At 47.6% G+C, this 19,152-nt stretch carries 16 protein-coding genes and 2 pseudogenes; 11 read left to right on the top strand and 7 right to left on the bottom strand.

Translation table 11 applies throughout. The features are described 5' to 3' along the window. The first annotated feature begins 364 nt into the window (after nucleotides 1-364). Both BQ2633_RS04300 and BQ2633_RS04295 read left to right on the top strand, forming a co-directional pair. A complete protein-coding gene (locus BQ2633_RS04300) occupies nucleotides 365-1,459 on the top strand; it encodes a phosphotransferase enzyme family protein (RefSeq protein WP_075565336.1) in 1,095 nt (364 codons plus the stop codon). A 160-nt stretch (nucleotides 1,460-1,619) separates the two neighbouring features. Continuing rightward, nucleotides 1,620-1,949, top strand: coding sequence for a TfoX/Sxy family protein (locus BQ2633_RS04295; protein ID WP_075565334.1), 330 nt, complete (start codon nucleotides 1,620-1,622; stop codon nucleotides 1,947-1,949). A 55-nt stretch (nucleotides 1,950-2,004) separates the two neighbouring features. On the opposite strand, the gene lptC is transcribed toward BQ2633_RS04295, so the two are convergent. The 3 genes from lptC to BQ2633_RS04280 all read right to left on the bottom strand — a co-directional run bounded on the left by lptC (nucleotide 2,005) and on the right by BQ2633_RS04280 (nucleotide 4,995). Beyond that, nucleotides 2,005-2,730 (bottom strand): LPS export ABC transporter periplasmic protein LptC, encoded by a 726-nt coding sequence (lptC, locus tag BQ2633_RS04290; protein ID WP_346048152.1) that lies wholly within the window; start codon nucleotides 2,728-2,730, stop codon nucleotides 2,005-2,007. 33 nt (nucleotides 2,731-2,763) lie between these two features. Beyond that, a complete protein-coding gene (gene bamG / locus BQ2633_RS04285) occupies nucleotides 2,764-4,080 on the bottom strand; it encodes a BamG family beta-barrel-assembly machinery protein (RefSeq protein ID WP_075565333.1) in 1,317 nt (438 codons plus the stop codon). A gap of 150 nt (nucleotides 4,081-4,230) precedes the next feature. Further along, entirely contained in the window at nucleotides 4,231-4,995 is a 765-nt protein-coding gene (locus tag BQ2633_RS04280; protein WP_075565331.1) for a type III pantothenate kinase, read from the bottom strand. Between the two features lie 139 nt (nucleotides 4,996-5,134). Here BQ2633_RS04280 and BQ2633_RS04275 point away from each other — a divergent pair, with 139 nt between their 5' ends. The 7 genes and pseudogenes from BQ2633_RS04275 (at nucleotide 5,135) to BQ2633_RS04245 (ending at nucleotide 11,755) form a co-directional block, all read left to right on the top strand. Then, nucleotides 5,135-5,578 carry a hypothetical protein gene (locus tag BQ2633_RS04275; RefSeq protein ID WP_075565330.1) on the top strand — a complete coding sequence of 148 codons (444 nt, stop codon included), beginning with the start codon at nucleotides 5,135-5,137 and terminating at the stop codon, nucleotides 5,576-5,578. A gap of 266 nt (nucleotides 5,579-5,844) precedes the next feature. Continuing rightward, nucleotides 5,845-6,273, top strand: a pseudogene (locus tag BQ2633_RS04270) (hypothetical protein); the annotation flags it as partial. 174 nt (nucleotides 6,274-6,447) lie between these two features. Then, nucleotides 6,448-6,861, top strand: a complete 414-nt coding sequence (gene folB, locus BQ2633_RS04265; RefSeq protein WP_075565329.1) for a dihydroneopterin aldolase — start codon at nucleotides 6,448-6,450, stop codon at nucleotides 6,859-6,861. Nucleotides 6,862-6,959: 98 nt separating this feature from the next. Continuing rightward, a complete protein-coding gene (locus BQ2633_RS04260) occupies nucleotides 6,960-9,212 on the top strand; it encodes a S9 family peptidase (protein WP_346048148.1) in 2,253 nt (750 codons plus the stop codon). Then, nucleotides 9,212-9,988 (top strand): TatD family hydrolase, encoded by a 777-nt coding sequence (locus tag BQ2633_RS04255; RefSeq protein WP_075565328.1) that lies wholly within the window; start codon nucleotides 9,212-9,214, stop codon nucleotides 9,986-9,988. The genes BQ2633_RS04260 and BQ2633_RS04255 overlap by 1 nt, the downstream gene beginning before the upstream one ends. 109 nt (nucleotides 9,989-10,097) lie before the next feature. Continuing rightward, on the top strand, nucleotides 10,098-11,066 hold the full coding sequence (locus BQ2633_RS04250) for a polyprenyl synthetase family protein (protein WP_346048146.1): 969 nt from the start codon (nucleotides 10,098-10,100) through the stop codon (nucleotides 11,064-11,066). 50 nt (nucleotides 11,067-11,116) lie between these two features. Further along, the gene (locus tag BQ2633_RS04245) at nucleotides 11,117-11,755 is read left to right on the top strand and encodes a hypothetical protein (protein WP_141700130.1); all 639 of its coding nucleotides are present in this window, start codon (nucleotides 11,117-11,119) and stop codon (nucleotides 11,753-11,755) included. A gap of 536 nt (nucleotides 11,756-12,291) precedes the next feature. Here BQ2633_RS04245 and BQ2633_RS04240 read toward each other — a convergent pair. Both BQ2633_RS04240 and BQ2633_RS04235 read right to left on the bottom strand, forming a co-directional pair. Beyond that, the gene (locus tag BQ2633_RS04240; RefSeq protein ID WP_075565323.1) at nucleotides 12,292-13,227 is read right to left on the bottom strand and encodes a BsuBI/PstI family type II restriction endonuclease; all 936 of its coding nucleotides are present in this window, start codon (nucleotides 13,225-13,227) and stop codon (nucleotides 12,292-12,294) included. Then, nucleotides 13,206-14,672, bottom strand: a complete 1,467-nt coding sequence (locus tag BQ2633_RS04235) for an Eco57I restriction-modification methylase domain-containing protein (RefSeq protein WP_075565321.1) — start codon at nucleotides 14,670-14,672, stop codon at nucleotides 13,206-13,208. The genes BQ2633_RS04240 and BQ2633_RS04235 overlap by 22 nt, the downstream gene beginning before the upstream one ends. A 201-nt stretch (nucleotides 14,673-14,873) precedes the next feature. Here BQ2633_RS04235 and BQ2633_RS04230 point away from each other — a divergent pair. Beyond that, nucleotides 14,874-16,003, top strand: a pseudogene (locus tag BQ2633_RS04230) (IS256 family transposase). Between the two features lie 200 nt (nucleotides 16,004-16,203). Here BQ2633_RS04230 and BQ2633_RS04225 read toward each other — a convergent pair. Together BQ2633_RS04225 and BQ2633_RS04215 are read right to left on the bottom strand one after the other, a co-directional pair. Continuing rightward, complete coding sequence (locus tag BQ2633_RS04225) at nucleotides 16,204-17,460, bottom strand: VapE domain-containing protein (RefSeq protein WP_075565320.1); 1,257 nt, start codon at nucleotides 17,458-17,460, stop codon at nucleotides 16,204-16,206. Nucleotides 17,461-18,376: 916 nt separating this feature from the next. Then, entirely contained in the window at nucleotides 18,377-18,706 is a 330-nt protein-coding gene (locus BQ2633_RS04215; protein ID WP_346048140.1) for a hypothetical protein, read from the bottom strand. A 107-nt stretch (nucleotides 18,707-18,813) separates the two neighbouring features. Between BQ2633_RS04215 and BQ2633_RS04210 the strand changes: the two genes are divergently transcribed. Further along, the gene (locus BQ2633_RS04210; RefSeq protein ID WP_075567193.1) at nucleotides 18,814-19,128 is read left to right on the top strand and encodes an ATP-dependent Clp protease adaptor ClpS; all 315 of its coding nucleotides are present in this window, start codon (nucleotides 18,814-18,816) and stop codon (nucleotides 19,126-19,128) included. Nucleotides 19,129-19,152 lie beyond the last annotated feature (24 nt).

The following is a 19,152-nucleotide window of genomic DNA, read 5'->3' as shown; positions in this document are numbered from 1 at the left end:
TGAGGGTTCAACTTGCAACCACTTACGCGTTAGGTTGAGTTGCGGTAATCCTTAAGGGATGCCCCCCTTTCGATTACAATACAAAGATGCGAATTTCCTTTGAGATAAACAAGTGTTCTTCTTGTTTATGTTCGAAGGATATTCGTTTTTTTGTGCGCTAAAATGCACTTTCCTAAATGGGGCTTCTGTGAAAATCTTGTCGATTTCTCGACGGATTCCGTGAAAATTTCGTCCGTTTCGTGCCGGATTCTGTGTAAGTCTGGTTCATTTTGCCAAATGCAGTTGCATTTTTCTGAGTATTAGCGATCAAAAACAGAATTTTTTGCGTAACTTCGCCCTATAATCCTACTAATGCCCATATACAATGGAACAACAACTTAAAAACATTGCTCAACAATTCGCCATTGAAGGTGAAATTGCCGATATTCGTCCCCTCGGAAACGGACTCATCAACACTACTTATGCTGTAACCACCACGGGCAGCACCCCCGACTACGTGCTTCAGAACGTAAATGTTGCCATCTTCCCCGACATCAAACTCTTGATGAACAACATCGTAGAAGTGACTACTCACATTCGCAAGAAGCTCGAAGCTGCTGGCACTCCCGACATCGATCGCAAAGTGTTGAATTTTGTCCCCACCAAGGAAGGGGTTTACTACTATTTCGATGGTGAAAAGTATTGGCGTGTCATGGTGCTCATTTCCGACACAACTTCCAAGAGCGGTGTAAGCATCGAAAATGCCAAGATTGTGGGTAAGACGTTCGCAGAATTCCAAGGTATGCTCGCAGATATTCCTGCTGAATTGGGTGAAACCATCAAGGACTTCCACAACATTGAATTCCGTTTGAAGCAACTTAAAGAAGCTGTTGCTGATGACAAGGTAGGACGTGTGGGAGAATCCACAGTTGCTCACTTGCTTGAAGAAATTTTTAAGCGCGAAGACGAAATGACGAAAAGTGAGAAGCTCTATCGTGAGGGTAAACTTCCTAAGCGCATCTGCCACTGCGACACCAAAGTGGACAACATCCTCTTCGACAAAGAGGGCAATGTGCTTTGCGTTATCGACCTCGACACTGTGATGCCTTCCTTCATCTTCTCCGACTTTGGCGACTTCCTCCGCACTGCTGCCAACACTACGCGTGAAGACGATCCCAACCTCGAGAATATCTCTTTCCGTTTCGATGTCTTCGAAGCCTTCGCTGGTGGTTATCTCGCTGGCGGCAAGAGCTTCCTCACGCCCATCGAAATCGAGAATTTACCCTATGCTGTAGCTCTCTTCCCTTATATGCAGTCTATCCGCTTCTTGGCAGACTACATCAACGGCGATACTTACTACAAGACTACGCATCCTCTTCACAACCTCGAACGTGCGGCCAACCAATTCCGCTTGCTCGAATGCGTAGAAGAAGCTACTCCCAAGATGGAGGCTTACATCCAACAACAGCTTGCGAAATAATATATCCTCGCTGAGGCTTTGCCGTCTGGGACAAAGCTACGCATGATAGATTTCTTCCCCATTTGTACTTCGGTAGGAAGGGCAGATGGGGAAGTCTGTTTGATCACTAGCCGTGTGCTTGGCGACAGTAAGAATAAGCAATAAAATAGTTAGCGTGTTTATGGCAACGTCAAAGGAATTTATAGACTATGTGGTGGCGCAAGTGTCCACTGCTGGGGTGGTGGAAATCAAACGAATGTTTGGAGAATATGGACTTTATCTCGATGGTAAGTGTGTGGCACTCGTGTGTGATGACACCGTGTATGTGAAAATGCTTCCAACACTCTCCGATTTGATGGCTGAGGCAGAAACGGGCTTTCCCTATCCTGGAGCAAAAGAGCATTATGTGCTTTCGGTTGAACATCGGCAGCACGCTATCGTAGTGTTGCAAACCTTGGCACCGCTCCTTCCTTTTCCTAAACCGAGGAAGAAGAAAGCCAAAACAGAATAGAACTCTCTAAATAATAAAGTAAGCTAGAAAAACAAATACAGCGCAATAGCTCAAGCTATTGCGCTGTATTTGTTGTGTCGGGAGTGGTAGAACCAGAAGAATTGCTACTCATGCTAGAAGGCATCGGGATGAAACCACGGGTGCGGCGGACCTCATAGCGAGTGAGTTGTTCGTCCGAACGGAAGCGATCGCCTTGCAAATCTCTGTCGGGAGTGACAATGTGCATAGGGACGTTGGAATAAAACTCATGTTTCTCGTTGTCCCAATAGAGTTGCTGACTTGTGTAGGTCGTACCATCTTGGAGATTGCGCACTCGCACACGTCCACGCAACTCCCAAAGCTTTTGGTCATACCAATATGCCGTGTCGGCAGTGATGTAGAGATCCACATTAAATTGGGCATCGTAGCGTTGCAAGAAGATGCCCTTGAGAAATTCGTTGCGTGGAGGATGTGTGCGGTCAAAGAAGCGCCATTCTTCTGTCATGATTTTATAGCGCACCACGCCTGAATCACTGATGAGCTTCGAAATACCATAGCTTGTCATGAGAGGGAGAGAGTCGCGGTGTCGCACTGCTGCGGCTTGCGGAGGAGCATCGTTGCTACATGCTCCAAGACCGATGGCGAGCAGCAGAAGGAAGAAATAGCAGAGTTGGCGCATGTGAGTGATAAACGCGAAAAGAGTGGGGAAGAGGTTGGAGTCGTTAGGAGAAATGAGAGAAACCGTAGATGGGCGACGTCGTAAGGCGTGACTACTTGTGGGAAATTCTTGTGGAGAATTCAAGGGATGTCGCACTAATATCGCCACTAATGTTTCTTAGTCTACCAACCACTTCTTAAACCAACGCTCGTTGAAAGTGACACCGATGGTGAGGAGGAAGTTGCGCTCGGTGAGAGAACCACCCACTTTCGAACGAAGTTGTTCGTAAGAAGCAGAGAGGTTGAGGAAACTACGGTTGTTGTAGCTCGTCAAGATGGGCAATCCCACTCCAGCAGTGGCAACAAACGTGCTGGCTCCCTTTTGTCCATTGATGAGAGTGTAGGGAGTGGCGTAGCTAGCACCAAGACGATAGCGCACGCGTCCTGCCCACGTGTAACCTTGTGGAGCAGGCACATATTCAAGACCGAACGACATCTTATCCAAATCGCGCAAGTTGGCAGATGATTTCACAAAAGTCACCTCCGACGTACCATCATTGGCTTGAGCTTCTGCTTGAGTAGCCTTCGACCATGCTTGGTGCGTGTAGTCCACTGCCACACGAAGACGGTCGCTGTGTTGCCACATCAAACCTGCCCCAAAAGTAGTGGGGAGACTATAAGCGTCTGTCAGAGAATAGACGTGGGAAGAGGTGATTTGGTTGTTGGAAATGATTTGGTTGTCCACCGAAGCAGTGCCCGCGAGAGAATGGCTTGGTGCAAAGGTCAAGCCGAGGGTGAGGGCATTGCGCTTGTTGATACGCGCGGTGTATTGTGCACCAAAGTCGAAGTGCAGAGAACGTACTTCCGATTCGTAAGCCACACGAGGGCTAGGTACAGTGGCATCAGTGAAAGAAGTCGTGGCAGTGTGAGTGGTGACTCCCCACAGATAGCTAGCATTGAAACCCAACGAAAGGTTGCGCAATGGAGCATATCCCAGACCGATGTTGGCACGGTGCACTCCACCATCACCTGAATAGGTGCGAATGGCAGTAACTTCTGAGAAACCATTGGAGAGTGTCGCATCGTTACTCGTGATTTCATAGCCCACTTGTGTGTATGGACGCAAACCGAAGCTCACTCCCAAGCCGGGAAGAACGCGGAAACCACCGACCACATGATCGAAAAAGGCGCGGCTGTTGGTGCTGTGAGTCTGCCCTGTGGCGGAAAGACGAGAGGCTTGCAACGTGCCTGCCACATCCATCAAGAAGGTAAGCGAGTCGAGACGTGCATAAGAAGCTGGGTTCGTCATATTAAGCTGCTTACCATCGTGCCAAGCATAGCCCGTACCTGCCATGGCTTTGTTGAAACCTAGCGAGCCATCGCTGATGCGTCCCAAACCATAGCGTGTGAAGGCGGAGTTAACCCCCGTTTCTTGAGCGGCTGCGGTGAGAGACATGGTGGAGAGCAAGAGAGCTGAGAGCAGTATTTTTTTCATACAATAGAGTCTTGTGGAGAAAAGCGAAAAGGATACGTGGCACCTACGAGTTTGTGTCATCTAGCAACGAGTGCTCACAATCTAGAAAAAGTAAGCCCTACAGAAGCAAGGTTCATTCTACAGGCAAAACCAGTGCATCTTCTCGGGAAATCATGACAGGGCATTCAATCCACGTGCCACGAGATATTCATCTGCAAAGATACGATTATCTGTGGCAATAGCATCACTTTCATCTGCAAAGTTGCAACTTTCTGTGGAAATGCCGAAGTCGAAACGGTTGCCCCCCGTTAAAAAAGCGCAAGCATCGGGGTGTTCTGCACGCACTTGTGCAAGATAACCCATGATTTCTAGACGAATGCCACTTTTCGCACCACTTCGTAAGGCTGTGATCGTGTCATATCCATAATCGGGATTTTCACCTTCAGCACTGATGAGGGGCAAGCGTGCGGTAAACTCGTGCATCGCTCGCAGGCGCATGTCGAGTCCTGGGCTGATGTTGCCGCCCAAATAGTGACCATTGGAGAGCAAGAGGTCGAAGGTGATGCAGGTGCCGGCATCGATGACAAGCACAGTGTGATGAGGGAGGAGGGATTGTGCGCCCATCACGGCTGCCAAACGGTCAGCACCGAGGGTTGCTGGTGTGCGATAACCGAGGGTGATGCCCGAGGGAAGAGCCGTAGGACTGAGTTGTTGCACCGCACAGCGGCAGTTTTTCAAAAACGCAGGAAATTCAGCCGGAATATCTCCTACAGCACACCAGCAGATGCGGCGAATCTCTGGGCGCACGCTGAGCAGTTGATGCAGTTGCTCCACAAGATTGTGGTGAGCTACTGAGCGATGCTCCACAATAGTGGCTTGAGCATCGAAAATCGTGAGCTTCGCGCGCGTGTTGCCAAGGTCGATGGTGAGCGTCATGGGCGATGAATAGAGAGAATAACGTGGTTTTAAGGGCAAAGTTACTGCCTATTGGCAAAAAAAGCAAGCTTTATCTTTGTATTTCGCTGTATAGCCACTAACTTTGCTGTAGAAATGGTCATCTGACAACAGTGATTTTATGAATACCAACGAACAAACCCTCCACCAAATCGAACGCGCTCTCAAGAAGACTGCGGAAAAGTTTGCTGCCATCCCTCAAGAGGATGCAGTGCTCACCGACTTCTATCTGCTCGTTCGTCAAGAGAGTGGAGAACTCCTTGTCTTCGACGATGATGAGCGCGAGATTACTCGCTGCGTGGTGGAAGAATGGATTGGCAATAGTAGCGAAGAATTCTACACCGCTATCCAACCCGTGCTACACGCCGCCCTCAAACGCTGCGAACCCATCCTAGAGGCGATGTCCGTGCTTCGCCCTTGCTCTTTCGTCTTGCTCGACGATGAGCAACAAACGGTGGCAGAACTTTTCCTTATCGACGATGACACCATGATTCTTGGACAAGATCTCATGGTAGGTCTCTCGGATGACTTGGATGCCTTTTGGCAAAAACTGTCTGCAGAATGATGAATCCATCTGTATCTATCGAAAATCCGACCCTCGAGAACGACTTGCAGCGTCTGGCGCACGCTTTGACGCAGCTCGATGCGGTGAAGGCGCAGCACTCCGAAGAAGATGTGCTGGCATGCCTCGCGCAGATTGCTGCAGAGAGTGCTGTCTCTTCTGAATCTAGCGCCACCCCCTCCGCTGCTTGTGCTGCTTCCCCAGCCCTCGTGCAAGGTCTCATGCAGTTGGCTCTCGAGCAACTCAAAGAGCGTGAGTTCATGGAAAGCATCGAGCATCGCCCACAGAGTTTGGCTTGCGATGTGTGGAGATTTCAAAACAAAAAAGAGAAGTGGGTCGCTTTTGTCGGCTTACTTGAGGGGCGCCCTTATGAAATCTTTACCGGACTCCAAGACGATGAAGAAGGCATCGTGCTTCCCAAAAGCGTAAATACGGGTTGGATAGTCAAGAATCTCAATTACGATGGTTCATCTCGTTACGACTTTTCTTTCCAAAATCGGAGAGGCTACAAGACCACCGTCGAAGGGCTTTCGGCACGCTTCAACAAGGAGTATTGGAACTACGCCAAACTCATTTCGGGAGTGCTGCGCCATGGTATGCCGGTAGAGAATGTCATTCGACTCATTGACTCTCTCCAGCTCGAAAGCGACACCATCAACACGTGGAAGGCTGGAGTAGTGCGCGCCCTCAAAAAATATGCCCACAACTTGGGAGACACCGACGAATCCTTTGCACAAGATTGATGCCACAAGCATCAATTCTTGTTTTCATAGCACCAGTTTCGCTTCGGGTCGCTTCATCGTGCCACGGAGTTCTGGGCTGTTGCATGCGGAACATCTTTTCCGCTTCACCTCTCCTTTGTCCCTCTTTTCATGAATAGTTCACAAACTCCAGTTTTGCTTCAATATTCCCCCCTTGAGATTCGGTTAAACAATCTCCACTTCTACGCCCATCACGGTGTATTGCCCCAAGAGCGTGTAGTGGGTGGCAAATTCACCCTCCAGATTCTCCTAGAGCTTGCGCCCAGTTGTGCTGCATTGGAGCACGACCAGCTCGAAGGCACGGTGAGCTATGCCGATGTTTACGAGTTGGCAAAGGAAGTGATGGCACAACCTTCACAACTTTTGGAACACGTTGCTGCGCGCTTGTTGCAACAACTCTTCCGTCACTTCCCACAAGTGCAACGTGCCACCGTGGAAGTGCAAAAAGACAATCCCCCCATGGAGGCAGACCTCCGAGGATGCAGCGTGCGTCTCTCTGCCACGCGTGCAGATGATGAGGCTTAATCAATACTTACGTTTTGTCTTCTCTTTAATATCGTGGGAACACACCAGTTCCCCCTCTACTTTGTTTATTTCTTCTTTCATAATACCACATTATGCGCATGTCTAAAATCAGAACCCTCCTCTATACACTCTTGCTTGGGCTTGGATTTAGCCAAGAAACCACCGTTTCTGCCGCTACTTCTCCCGAAGCGCAACCCCAATCTGCCACCACGGGCATCACCCTTAAAGACGTCACAGGCGGAACCATCGCCCCTCAACACGTTTATGGCGTGCATCCCCTCAACGATGGTGAGAGCTATTCTCAACTTTCTGGCGATGGCAAACGCATCGTGCGCAGTTCGTTCAAGACGGGTAAGGAGATTGGGGTAATTTTCGATGTAGAGAAAGCACGTGGCACCACCAAACTCTCGCGCATTGATGGCTACATCATGAGTCCTGATGAGAAGAAAATCTTGTTGCGCACGCAGACCAAAGCCGTCTATCGTCGCACTTCCACAGCCGTTTACTACATCTACGATGTGGCAAATGGCAAGTTCTCTCCCCTTTCCGATGGAGGACCTCAGATGTCGCCACGCTTCTCTCCCGATGGCAATGTCGTTGCCTTCGTGCGCGACAACAACCTCTTTGTCGTGAAGCTCCTCTATGGCAATGCAGAAACCCAAGTCACCAAAGATGGCAAGCGCAATGAAATCATCAATGGTATCCCCGACTGGGTGAATGAAGAAGAATTCTCCACCAATGCTTCTTTCGACTTCAGTGCCGACAGTCAAATGTTGTGCTGGGTACGTTACGACGAGTCCAAAGTTCCCGTCTATCGCATGCAGATGTTTGAGGGACAATCCCCACGTCATCCCGAATATGCCGAATATCCTGGCACCTACGACTATAAATATCCCATCGCTGGTGCGCAAAACTCCACCGTGTCTGTCCACAGCTACGACCTCAAGAGCCGCGCCACCCGCCAACTCGCAGTGCCCCTTCCCGAAGAGGGCTACATTCCTCGCATCATCGCCACAAGCGATGCCGACAAACTCGCCGTCGTGACCCTCAATCGTCATCAATCGCAGATGGATCTCTACATGGTCAACCCTCGTAGTGGGGTGGCAAAACTCGCCCTTCGCGAAACCAATGAGCGTTATCTCCGCGAATCAGCCTACACCGATTTGCAATTCTATCCTGGACACTTCGCCATGCTTTCCGAAAAGAGCGGTTATCAACACCTCTATTGGTACACCCTCAACGGACAACTCGTAAGCCAGATTACCAAGGGCGACTATGAGGTGAGCAATTTCTATGGTTACGATGCCAAGAATGGACGTTTCTATTTTGCCGCACACAAGGATAGTCCTTTGCAAACTGCCATCTATTCTGCCAATGTCAAAGGGCAGATGCAACGCCTCACCGCTGAAAGTGGCACGAGTGCAGCGACTTTCTCTTCCGACTTCCGCTACTTCCTCAATGTGCACTCCGCACTCGCCAAAGTGCCCGTGACGACGCTTCGTGATGGTCACAATGGCAAAGTGCTCACCACCCTCATTGACAACAAGCAAGCGCAAGAACGCTTCGACAAAATCGGTACTACACAAGAATTCTTCCAGTTCAAACTCGCCGATGGCACCCTGCTGAACGGTTGGATGTTGAAGCCTCGCAACTTCGATGCCACGAAGAAATATCCCGTAGTGATGTATCAATACAGCGGTCCTGGTAGCCAAGAGGTGAAAGACGCTTGGAGCACAGGTTTCTATCCTGGAGGACAGTGGGAAAGTGTGCTTGCCGAAGAAGGATTCATCAGTGTCATTGTCGATGGTCGCGGCACAGGCGCACGCGGTGCACAGTTTGAGAAATGCACTTACTTGCGTTTGGGGGATCTCGAATCGCAAGACCAAGTGGCAGCTGCTCAATATCTCGCCACCTTGTCTTTTGTCGATGCACAGCGCATTGCACTCTGGGGCTGGAGCTTCGGAGGTTTCAACACCCTCATGGCAATGACCGACGGACGCCCCGTCTTTCGTTGTGGCGTTGCTGTGGCTGCGCCTTCCAACTGGAAATACTACGACACGGTCTACACCGAGCGTTATATGCGCACACCCAAGGAAAATGCCAATTATGAGGCGGTCAATCCCATTGCTCGTGCTGCCAAACTCCATGGCGACCTCTTACTCATTCACGGCACAGCCGATGACAATGTGCATTTCCGCAACTGCGCTGAGATGTCTGAGGCTTTGGTACAAGCCGACAAGCCTTTCGACATGCAGATCTACACCAACCGCAATCACAGCATCTATGGTGGCAACACGCGCCATCACCTTTTCAGCCATATCTTGAACTACCTCAAAGTGCATCTCAAATAATGTTTATCGACACCCATTGCCACCTCTATGCCGAAGAGTTCGACGAAGATCGAGCTGAAGTAGTGGCGCGCGCCCTTGATGCTGGAGCCGACAAAATCCTCCTGCCGAATATTGATGCCAACACCGTTGGACCCATGTTGGCTGTCTGCGATGAGTGGCACGAACTCTGCCACCCCATGATGGGATTGCATCCCACGGAGCTACCCCCTAATCCCACTCCGCTACTCGACCAGATGGAGCGTATGCTCATGGTCGAGGGCAATCCTTTCATCGCGATTGGCGAAGTGGGCGTAGATTTGTATTGGGATGCTTCGCGCAGAGCAGAACAAATGGAAGTGCTGCGCCGACAAGCCGAGTGGAGCATCCGTTTTCAACTCCCCCTCGTCATTCACATGCGCTCCGCTCATGACGAATTGCTCGAGGTGTTGTCGCCCCTTAAAGACGAACTCCCTGGTGGCATCTTCCACTGTTTTGGAGGAAGTGCCAAAGAAGCCGAAGACCTCCTTGCCTTCGAACGCTTCTATCTCGGCATCGGTGGGGTAGTGACTTTCAAAAAAAGCACGCTTCCTGCCGTCCTCGAAACTACGGTGCCCCTTTCGCGCATCGTTCTCGAAACGGATGCCCCCTATCTGGCTCCCGCCCCCTATCGTGGCAAGCGCAACGAACCAGCACATATTCCCCTCGTGCTCCACAAAGTGGCTGAAGTCTACGGAGTGACTCCCGAGGAAGTGTCGCGCATCACCAGTGACAACGCAAGACGACTATTCAAATTATGAAATAAGTACTCACGCATAGGTTTTCCCTTTTGTTGGCTATCATAGCGCAAAATGGAGTTATGCTTAACCATCACAAGCGTGAGTCGCCAAAACCTCACCAACTATGCCCATGCTGAAACACATCGAAGCGGCGATTGAAGCCCTCAACTATCCCAAACGTCCCAAGGGACTCTACGACCCCATTCGCTACATTCTCGCTGGTGGGGGCAAGCGCTTGCGCCCCATGCTCCTGCTCACGGCTTACAGCCTTTATCGTGAGGACTATGTCCGCGCGCTTTCAGCGGCTGTCGGCATCGAGATGTACCACAATCACACCCTTGTGCACGATGATGTGATGGATCGTGCCGATATGCGCCGCGGTCGTGAAACGGTGCATCAGAAATGGGATGATAACACCGCCATCCTTTCGGGCGACACCATGCTCCTTTTGGCATACAAACTCATTTCTTCCGCGGGCATTGGTCGCTGGCACGAAGCCTTGCGCCTTTTCACCAACAGTGCCATCGAGATTTGCGAAGGACAGCAATACGACGTCGATTTTGAACAAGACACCCACGTCACTGAAGCGGAATATATCGAGATGATTCGTCTCAAAACCTCTGTACTCTTGGGTTGTGCGACCAAGATGGGAGCCCTCTTGGCTGATGCGCCCAGCGATGATTGCGATGTGCTTTATTCATTTGCCGAGAAGGTGGGACTCGCTTTCCAACTTCAAGATGATTATCTCGATGCTTTCGGTGATCCCGCTGTGTTTGGCAAGAAAATCGGGGGTGACATCCTCTGCGGCAAAAAGACCTTCCTCGTCCACGCTGCCACCGCGCAGATGACTCCAGAGGAAGCCCAAACCTTCTTGCAAAAACTTTCCACACCAGTCGGAGATGCTTCGGGTTTGTATTCCACAGAAGAAGAGAAAATCAGTGACATCATGGCGGTCTACACACGCTACAACGTAGCCGAACGCTGCCAACAGCGCATTGCTGCCTATTTTGACGAAGCCGAAGGCGAACTTCCGCGTCTTTCCGTCGATGCCACCCCGCTGCGCGACTATGCCTTCTCGTTGTTGAATCGCAATAAATAACCTTCAATTTTTGGGCACTTTTCCTTACTAATTCCTTTAATACCTTAGTTATGAGAACAGTTAAAAGCCTCCTGCTCTTGTTGAGCGCATTCAGTTTGTGGTCGTGTAGTGACTATGAATCCACTCATAGCGTGGCACCTATTCCCATAAATCGTGCCATCAGTACGTATTATTCTGCTCGAGAAGTGCGTATCAAAACGCAGAATACGCAGAGGTTTCCTCTCATCTATGAAATCTCCAATTCTCTGTATTGCGCTAATCCGTTTTATGCTTCAGAGGATTTATCTGGTGAGTGCAAAGAGTTTGTGGTTGTAGCCAATAGCTATGGAGAGAAAGGCGCACCTAAGATTACATACGATTTTTACAAAGTTCCCACTACTATTGTAACCAATGTGTCACGCCTGCAGTTACTTGCCGTGGCTGCTCCCAAAGATACGGTTGATGTATCGTCGCAAGCTCGTCTTTCATTCCCCACAGCACAGGATTTTATTGCTTCTAACTATCAAAATCGTGTGGTGACAACGGTAGAGGGAAGTTTCAAAGAACTCACGCGTGAACAATTACGATGGTTGCCTAAGTCCGAAGTGACTCGTTGCACTCTACCTCGAATTCGCAATAAAGAACTCTGGTTGAAAACGACCTTCACTGATGGTCATCAGTCGCTCACCAAAGTTGAGCTGCCTCGATAAAGACCGTAGGTTGATATTGGCTTTATCCAGTAATTTAATGCCCTGACTATAGACTGGCTATCCAGTAAAATATGTACTTTTGCTCATGTTACTAGTTTTTTTCCAACAAGCAAAGTAACAAAAGAGGCTGAAATCCTGCAAGGGGGGGAAGCCTTATTTTTATCATCAGAAAAACTCTTACCGGACAGCAATAGAAAGAAATAAATTAGCAGACCCTACAGTACTTTGAGGATTGTATTCAAGTTCACCATATTTATTTCTTAAACGTAAAGTGCATCTTCGCGTGATATACCAAATGGTATTCCACCAATATTATGGACTTGTTGTAATCTAAGATTTTTTTCCATAGTCTCCATAAAGAGCTTTTGAAGAGCCTGTACTGAATCCTTTTGTTCAAGGGTAAGACTGTCCATTAAGGCATTTAAATCTTTCTCACTGTTGATTTCTTGCGAATATGCACAATGGGAAACTGCTAGATAATCAATAAAATAAACTTCTTCATAGTTTTGAATATTTGATAGTTTTCTGGTTGTAAATTATCTTGGCCCCATGAACTTGTCACCGTTGAGATGTATCATGTGATCTGGCATATCTGCAATCCACACCTCCGTTTCCCAGGCCAACTGCCCAGAGAAACGTTTGTATTTAGCAAAATCAAGAAAGGCTGTTATATATATTCTCCCAGACTTCACATGTTGAGTCATTATCTCAATATCTCGAACTCTTGCAGGGCTCATTGGACCGACAGAATCTACTGCTTCTATGAAGTAAATCCAATCTTTATCAGAACGGTAAAGCACAACGTCAGGCATCTTGTTATGCATCGTGATTTCAAAGCCCAATTCCGCCAGCTTTTCTACGTTTTTTACCAAGTCCTTTTGAGTTGTTTCTCCAACATAAAGACACTCAGAATTTGGGGCAAAACGAGGAGCAAACTCCTCAATAATAGCCTTTTGTAGCTCATTATGCGATCCTGGACTAAATGTAAAGTCTTGATGATTGATTTTGACAGGCATCTTCTTTACTTCCTTTTTAGAGGCATAAATGTCTTTAAGACGTTCATGCTTATACAGAAAGGATTTGATAGAAGCATCAGTTTCACCAACGATGTTGCAATTGTAATCTCTTGGTGCTTTCAATACACTAAGAAATTCAGCAGTAAGCCTATATCGATAGTTGGGGCTATTGGTTGCTTTACCATTGTCCTCAATAAGAGCAGCAGTTCTAAAGTGATGCATAGCTTGCTTTCTGAATGTTTCTCGTGAATTTTCTGCATAAGAAACATTGTAATTGGCATTTACAAAAGCAATTACATCATGGATTCTAATCCAATCATTTGTTGCACTAGCAAATGAGTCTACCTCTTTGAGGTTCGCCATAGCAAGCACAGTCAATGCACATAAATCTGATTGCTGCGCTGTTGGCATGCCTATCGCACGCAATATGTGTTTTACGCTTGAAATTTTATCCATTTATTGATTATTTTATTGCAATTTGTTTCCGTCAATTCTAAGCCTTGCAACTCTTGCCCCATCTTCACGATAATATCTTTTGAAGGTACTGGCATGTTGTTTATTTCGGTAGAGTTTACCTGAGTGGAGCCATTCAATATTCGGTAATAAGAATCGTATAATTGAGAATTGAGTAATACATATAACCCATAAACTTCTTCAGTAGTTTCGCACTTGATAAAGTTAAGTTTATTTTGAGTGCTAATATACTTATACTTCGAGTACTCTTCTGCTAAGTATATACCACATTGAAGCCTTCGTTTTTCTTCTTTTGCCGTGAATCGCTTTACTAATAAATAATTACTATTCTGTTGGAGAAAGCCTTGCTTATCAGTGCAGATATATTCTGACTCTTTACCAATAGGCCAAATAACTTTTCCCTCCTTAATGTGCTGAGAGGAGAATAAAGGATAGGTATTGTCCTCGTCATTGTCTCTCAGCACTTCTCGCGTTCTAAAATCCACAATAATGCCAGTTTTCATCCTAAGATTTTCAGACACCAGTGTGGTTTTATATTGCTGTAAGGTTGACAAGACTTTAGCATCCTCAGACTTTGTTACCAAATATACGTAGCCATTATCCCCAACAGCAACATTATAATCAACCTCTAAAGATGAGATGTTTGAGAAGTCTGAGGTTTCTGAAAATGACATTGTAATTTTTGAAGGCTTATCGACGGTCTTCTTTAATTTGATAATCATAGTTTCTTGCAACACAGATTCTCCATTAAAGACCTTATCCCTACTTCCAAACAGATGGATATATGTGATAGCACAATTAGCATGCAGGTAATTTCTAAACTCCTCAAAGTAAGCTCCTGAGGTCCAAGAACGAGGTATTATATATACTAATTCTCCTCCTTCTTTGAGATTATGTATACCCATCGCCTCAAATAAGAAGTATAGATTAGGTGCTCCATAACAAATTGAAGGCATACAATTAGCTTCAATAGCATCTTTCGAAATCTTTTTGTATGGAGGATTACCTATAACCATATCGTATTGATTGCTTGTATCAATATCAAACAATGTACGCTGTTCAAAAGACTGTGATGTGATATAATTCTCCGTAAGAACATGATAATCAAAAATGTATTGCTTTCGAAGCTCATTTAAATTATCAATCAATACAGGTCTTACGTTATCATCAGTTTCGTAACAGGTTATGTCGATTGTACCTTGATAGCCATGCTCACGTAGATGACAAATCAAAGCAATAGACAGTATTCCTGTTCCCGCCCCAGCATCAAGGATGTTCAGTCGCGGCTTGCCGTATTCAATATTGAATAGAGTGGCCATAAACTGAGCTGATTTCATTGCTGTAAAAAACTGCCCATATTGTTTACGTAATTTTTTTGGCATTTGTTGAATGAAATCTTGGGTTGTATTACATGCTTCTTTTAGCATAAGACTAATAATCTTGTTCGTTACTTAATTGAATAGAGAAGATCTTTTGAATCTACATCAAGGCATCGTGCTATTTGGACTAGTGTCTCAAGGTTTGGTTGCATTTTGATAGTGTCCATAATTTGTGTGTAAGCTCCAAAGTTCTTATTTTTGTGGTGGAATACAAATCAAATAAAAACAATGGAGCTTACATGACCACAAATATCGGAATTATTTTTCACTTTTCTCTCCTCTGGAGGTCGTTTTAACACATTAGTAGAATCCTTATTGGATGCCATAAGTCGTCATGAGCGAAGCCTGTTTATCGACTCCCATGAGAGAGAACAATGCAACGGCTTCCGTCCACGCAAATGGCGCAGCCAAGGTCTTTGCTTCGAGTTGCGCATTCCTCGCATTCGCTCTGGTGCATTCCGTCCCATGATATTGGGTATTCTAAAAAATGAAGCAGACGAGCGCGCAGCCCTATTTCATGAACTTTATGTTCGTGGGCTAACGTGTCACGATATCGGTGAAATCTGCGAAAAAATATACGGTAAAATATATAGTAAACAGCAAGTTAGCATGCTAACAAATGCTTGTAGAGAAGATATAAACGCTTGGCTGTTGCGCCCTCTTTCCCAACGCTACCTAGCGCTTTATATCGATGCAACCTACGTAGCCACACGGCGCGATGGAAGCGTTTCTCAAGAAGCTTATTATAGCATTCTGGGCTTGCTTCCTGGTGGTAAACGCGAGGTTCTTAGCGTTGTGCATCACCCCGAAGAAGGTGCATTATGCTGGGAAATGGAGCTAGAAGCGCTCAAAGACCGAGGAGTAGAGTCGGTGGATGTCATTATCTCAGACGGGCTTTCTGGCATCGAGAATGCCATTAAAAAGGCATTTCCTAGGGCATTTCATCAACTTTGTACAGTGCATTTCAAGCGAAATGCAGTGGGGTTAGTAGCAAGGAAGGATCGGAAACAGCTCCAAGCTGACCTCAATGAGGTGTTTCCCATGGAGACAACGGATATTCCCCCATAGAAGCTTATGAGAATCTGAAGAAGTTTACGGAGAAATGGTCGCGTAAATACCCTTCATTCAGTAGATTATCCCATCCCAGAAGTATAGCTTACTTCACCTATCTTCGTTTTTCCCCTCATCTACAGCGGATGCAAAGTACTACCAATTGGATTGAGCGACTGAATCGCTGTTATAAACGTACATTGAATATGCGAGCTTCGATGCCTTCGCCCGAGTCGGTGGTTTTCCTTTTGGGGTCTGTGGCACTGCAAATGACAACAGAAACCTATTCACATCGCCTTTACCAGTTTGACGACTGGTATATCAAATAATCAACCTAATTTTTCATTGCAAAAATGCCCTCCCTTTTGTTAGGCTAGCCTAACAAAAGGGAGGGGGAACAGAAAAACTTACACACTTTTTCGGACAATACCGAAAAGCCATCTGCTCAACAATCAAATAAAATCTGTTCAGGATCTAATGACCGATTTGGGATTATTTTACATTAGTCTTGTGGGGAGACATCATTATGTTATGCCCCCTCTTCCTGCAGCTGGACTAGTCGATAGGTGTTGCCTTGTCGGGTGTGGGTGGGACGCAAGCCCTCACCACGGAGGAGACGACCAAGACCTTCGGGAGTTTGCTGGCGCAAAGCTGCGGGGAAACGCTGTTGCATCGCCACAAAAATCTGGGAGGCGGTGAGATGTTCCCCATCTTCTCTGCCACGGGGCAGACGGAAACATTGCCACAACACCTCCATCATGGGCGAACGACGCCAAAAGGCGCGGTTGTGTTCCTCGAGTTCACGCTCCTCCGACTTCGAGAGAAAAAGCGGTGCACCTGCCAATACCTCCGCTTTGAGTTGCGCAAAGAGTTGCGCATGATCGAGCGGAGAGCAATCGATGTCGTGCTCAAGTTGCACGCAGAGAAAACGACGCGAACCAGTGGGGTCGTTGAGGAGTTCGACTTCATTGCTCGTGCCGATGAAAGAAGCCGTGCGCGGCAGGGCGAGCACCTCCTGTTTGTAGAGCCTGCGCACAGAGAGGTGTTGGAGTTGGATGAGGTTTTTCAACTTGGGCAACTGCTGTGGAGAATAGCGGTCGAACTCATCGAGATTGATGAGCCCCATGCGCGCAAGCAGCGGTTCAGCCCCCTTGTTGGGAGTGAACTGGTCGGTGTAGTAGCGCAGGAGCGGTTCGGGCATGAGCAATCGGCAAAAACTACTCTTGTGCCAGCCTTGCATCTCGCTGACCAAAAGGGGGACGAGCTGATTACTACGGCAGGCGGAGTGCCCCATCCAAAGGGCAGCAAGTGCGCGCAACCACACGCGGAACCCCTTTATCCACAGCGGATGGTGGCTCACTCGCTGCGCCAGAAGAGTAGCGCGGTCTTGGTGGTCCCACGCAGGAAGTTGCGCCATGTAGTCGTGCAAGGGGTGAAAACTCTCCATCTTGTGAGAGTGGAGCAGTCGATCGACATCGCGCCCCCACATGCCGAGTTTTGCCTCGATGGTGTCAATAGTCATCGTGTTGAATGTGCGCTGGTCGAGCGAACGCCAAGGGGAAGCAGCATCAGTTTTGAACCGATATTCCGCTTCTTCCGTCATCACATTGTAGCGCAGGGCATAGCGCGCTTGCAGCAGTTGGAGTGCCTGCTCCAGTTGAGGCACATAAGAGCGATGTTCGCGAGTGGGTGCTGCGGAGGTGGTGGCGGTTGTGGCTGATTTGTGCCAGAGTCGTTGCCACCACTGGACACAGCGGTGCAGGAGTTGGTGAAAGGTGTGTGTCATGAGTAAAAAGATTTAATCCTCAAAGATTATTTGACCGTAATACTTTTTGTTGGCATCTCAGTCTATAAGGACCTTTGAGGGGTTAAAGGTAAAAATGAAACGGAGCTTTCTCTCAAGTGGGAAAGCCCTACAATAATACTGGGTCGAAATCGCTCGAAAGTGAGAAAAATCGCGTTAAAAGAATTGAAATGGCGTGTTTTTCTCTGGTGTAAAGAATTTACTCCTTGGTTTTGCTAGATGTAGTTTGCAATTTGCGCGTTCTCTTCATTTCGCATTTCTGCTGACTAACGGAAGGTGGCTGGGGCGATGGAGGAGTGGAGCAAAACACTCGATGATGGCGAGTGCTCCCGCGCGCGTGACGTGCGCGCCTTCCTTGGGAATTTCGATTTTTTGCTTTCACAACCTTCACCGAAAGTCGAGTTTTCCACAAGAAAGTATTCCTTAAAACGACACCTTCACTGGGCGATTTGCCATTGAGAAAACGAAAGGTTTTCCCCCTTCTGCAACCTGAAAAGGTAAACCGTGTTCCTAATACCCTTGTAATGTGTTGTAAGATAGTTTGTTATGAGAGAATTTGTGAAGGTTGTGAAAGCAAAAAGTACAAAACTGCTGGGTGCGCGTGCACACGCGCGCGTGAGAGAGCCCTCCCATAGAGCGAAAAAGGAAGAGAAAATCTGGATGAGGGAGAATGGCAAAAGCGTGAGGGCAGTGGGAGATAAAATCGTGCGAGTAATCTCAAAAACGTGGGAGAAAAAAAGAAAAACGTGGGAGATTTTCCAAAAAACGTGGGAGAAAATTTAGAAAAACTCCGACGTTTTCTCAGAAATCTCCGTAGTTTGGTGGTAATGCTTGCAGGGTGTGTGTGATGGGGCGGACAACGCATCGAAACAGAGCCTTCTTGCCCCATGGGACCACGCTATTGGGAAGAACTAGATTTACGTTTGCGTTCGCGCCACCAGTCGCGGATTCGATGCGCCCCCTCTTTGCCGAGAATGAGCAAAGCCGTATATTGTAGCGTCTTGGCAAGTCCGAAGAAGATGAACCAAAGCACCCCTTTGGTTGTCAAAGAAAGGGGGAACAGCAAGGGGACGAAAGCCAAAAGATAGCTCACAGCACAGCCGGCAAGCACCCACATTCCAGTGCGAAAAGAGAGCTTAGCAAGCTGAGATTTGAGTTGTAAAAGGAATTGTCGAAACTTCGAGGGGTTCGGCATAGAAATTGCAGAGAAAATAGTATAATAAGTCATGAGATTTCACACGCGATGCGGGGTGACTTCTCTTGCTGCAAAATTACACCTTTTCGGATGAACCACCAAATGGGGTGAGTCGCCGTTTTAAGTTTCCCACTTCGTCCATGCCACAACATCACACCTCTTCGGGCGCGCTCGAGCGCACCCGCCTGCGCCCTCCACATTCCTATGTCGTCATCATGCACAATGACGACGAAACCACCATGGACTTTGTGGTGGATGTGCTTATGCAGATATTTCGTTTGAACTATCAGCAGAGCATGAAGGTGATGCTCAAAGTGCACAAGGAAGGCCAGTGCACCGTGGCAAAATACCGCTCGCTCGATATGGCACAGACCAAGGTGCGCCGTGCGGTGCAAGCTGCCGAAGAAGCTGGTTTTCCTTTAAAGTTCAGCATCGAACCCGTGGTGGAGGAGTAAGTTTTTGCCACAACATTCAATAGC

The organism is Ihuprevotella massiliensis (genome assembly GCA_900095835.1).
Classification (GTDB): domain Bacteria; phylum Bacteroidota; class Bacteroidia; order Bacteroidales; family Bacteroidaceae; genus Alloprevotella; species Alloprevotella massiliensis.
The sequence above is the reverse complement of the archived record's forward strand: the minus strand, read 5'-3'. Positions and strand labels throughout refer to the sequence as shown.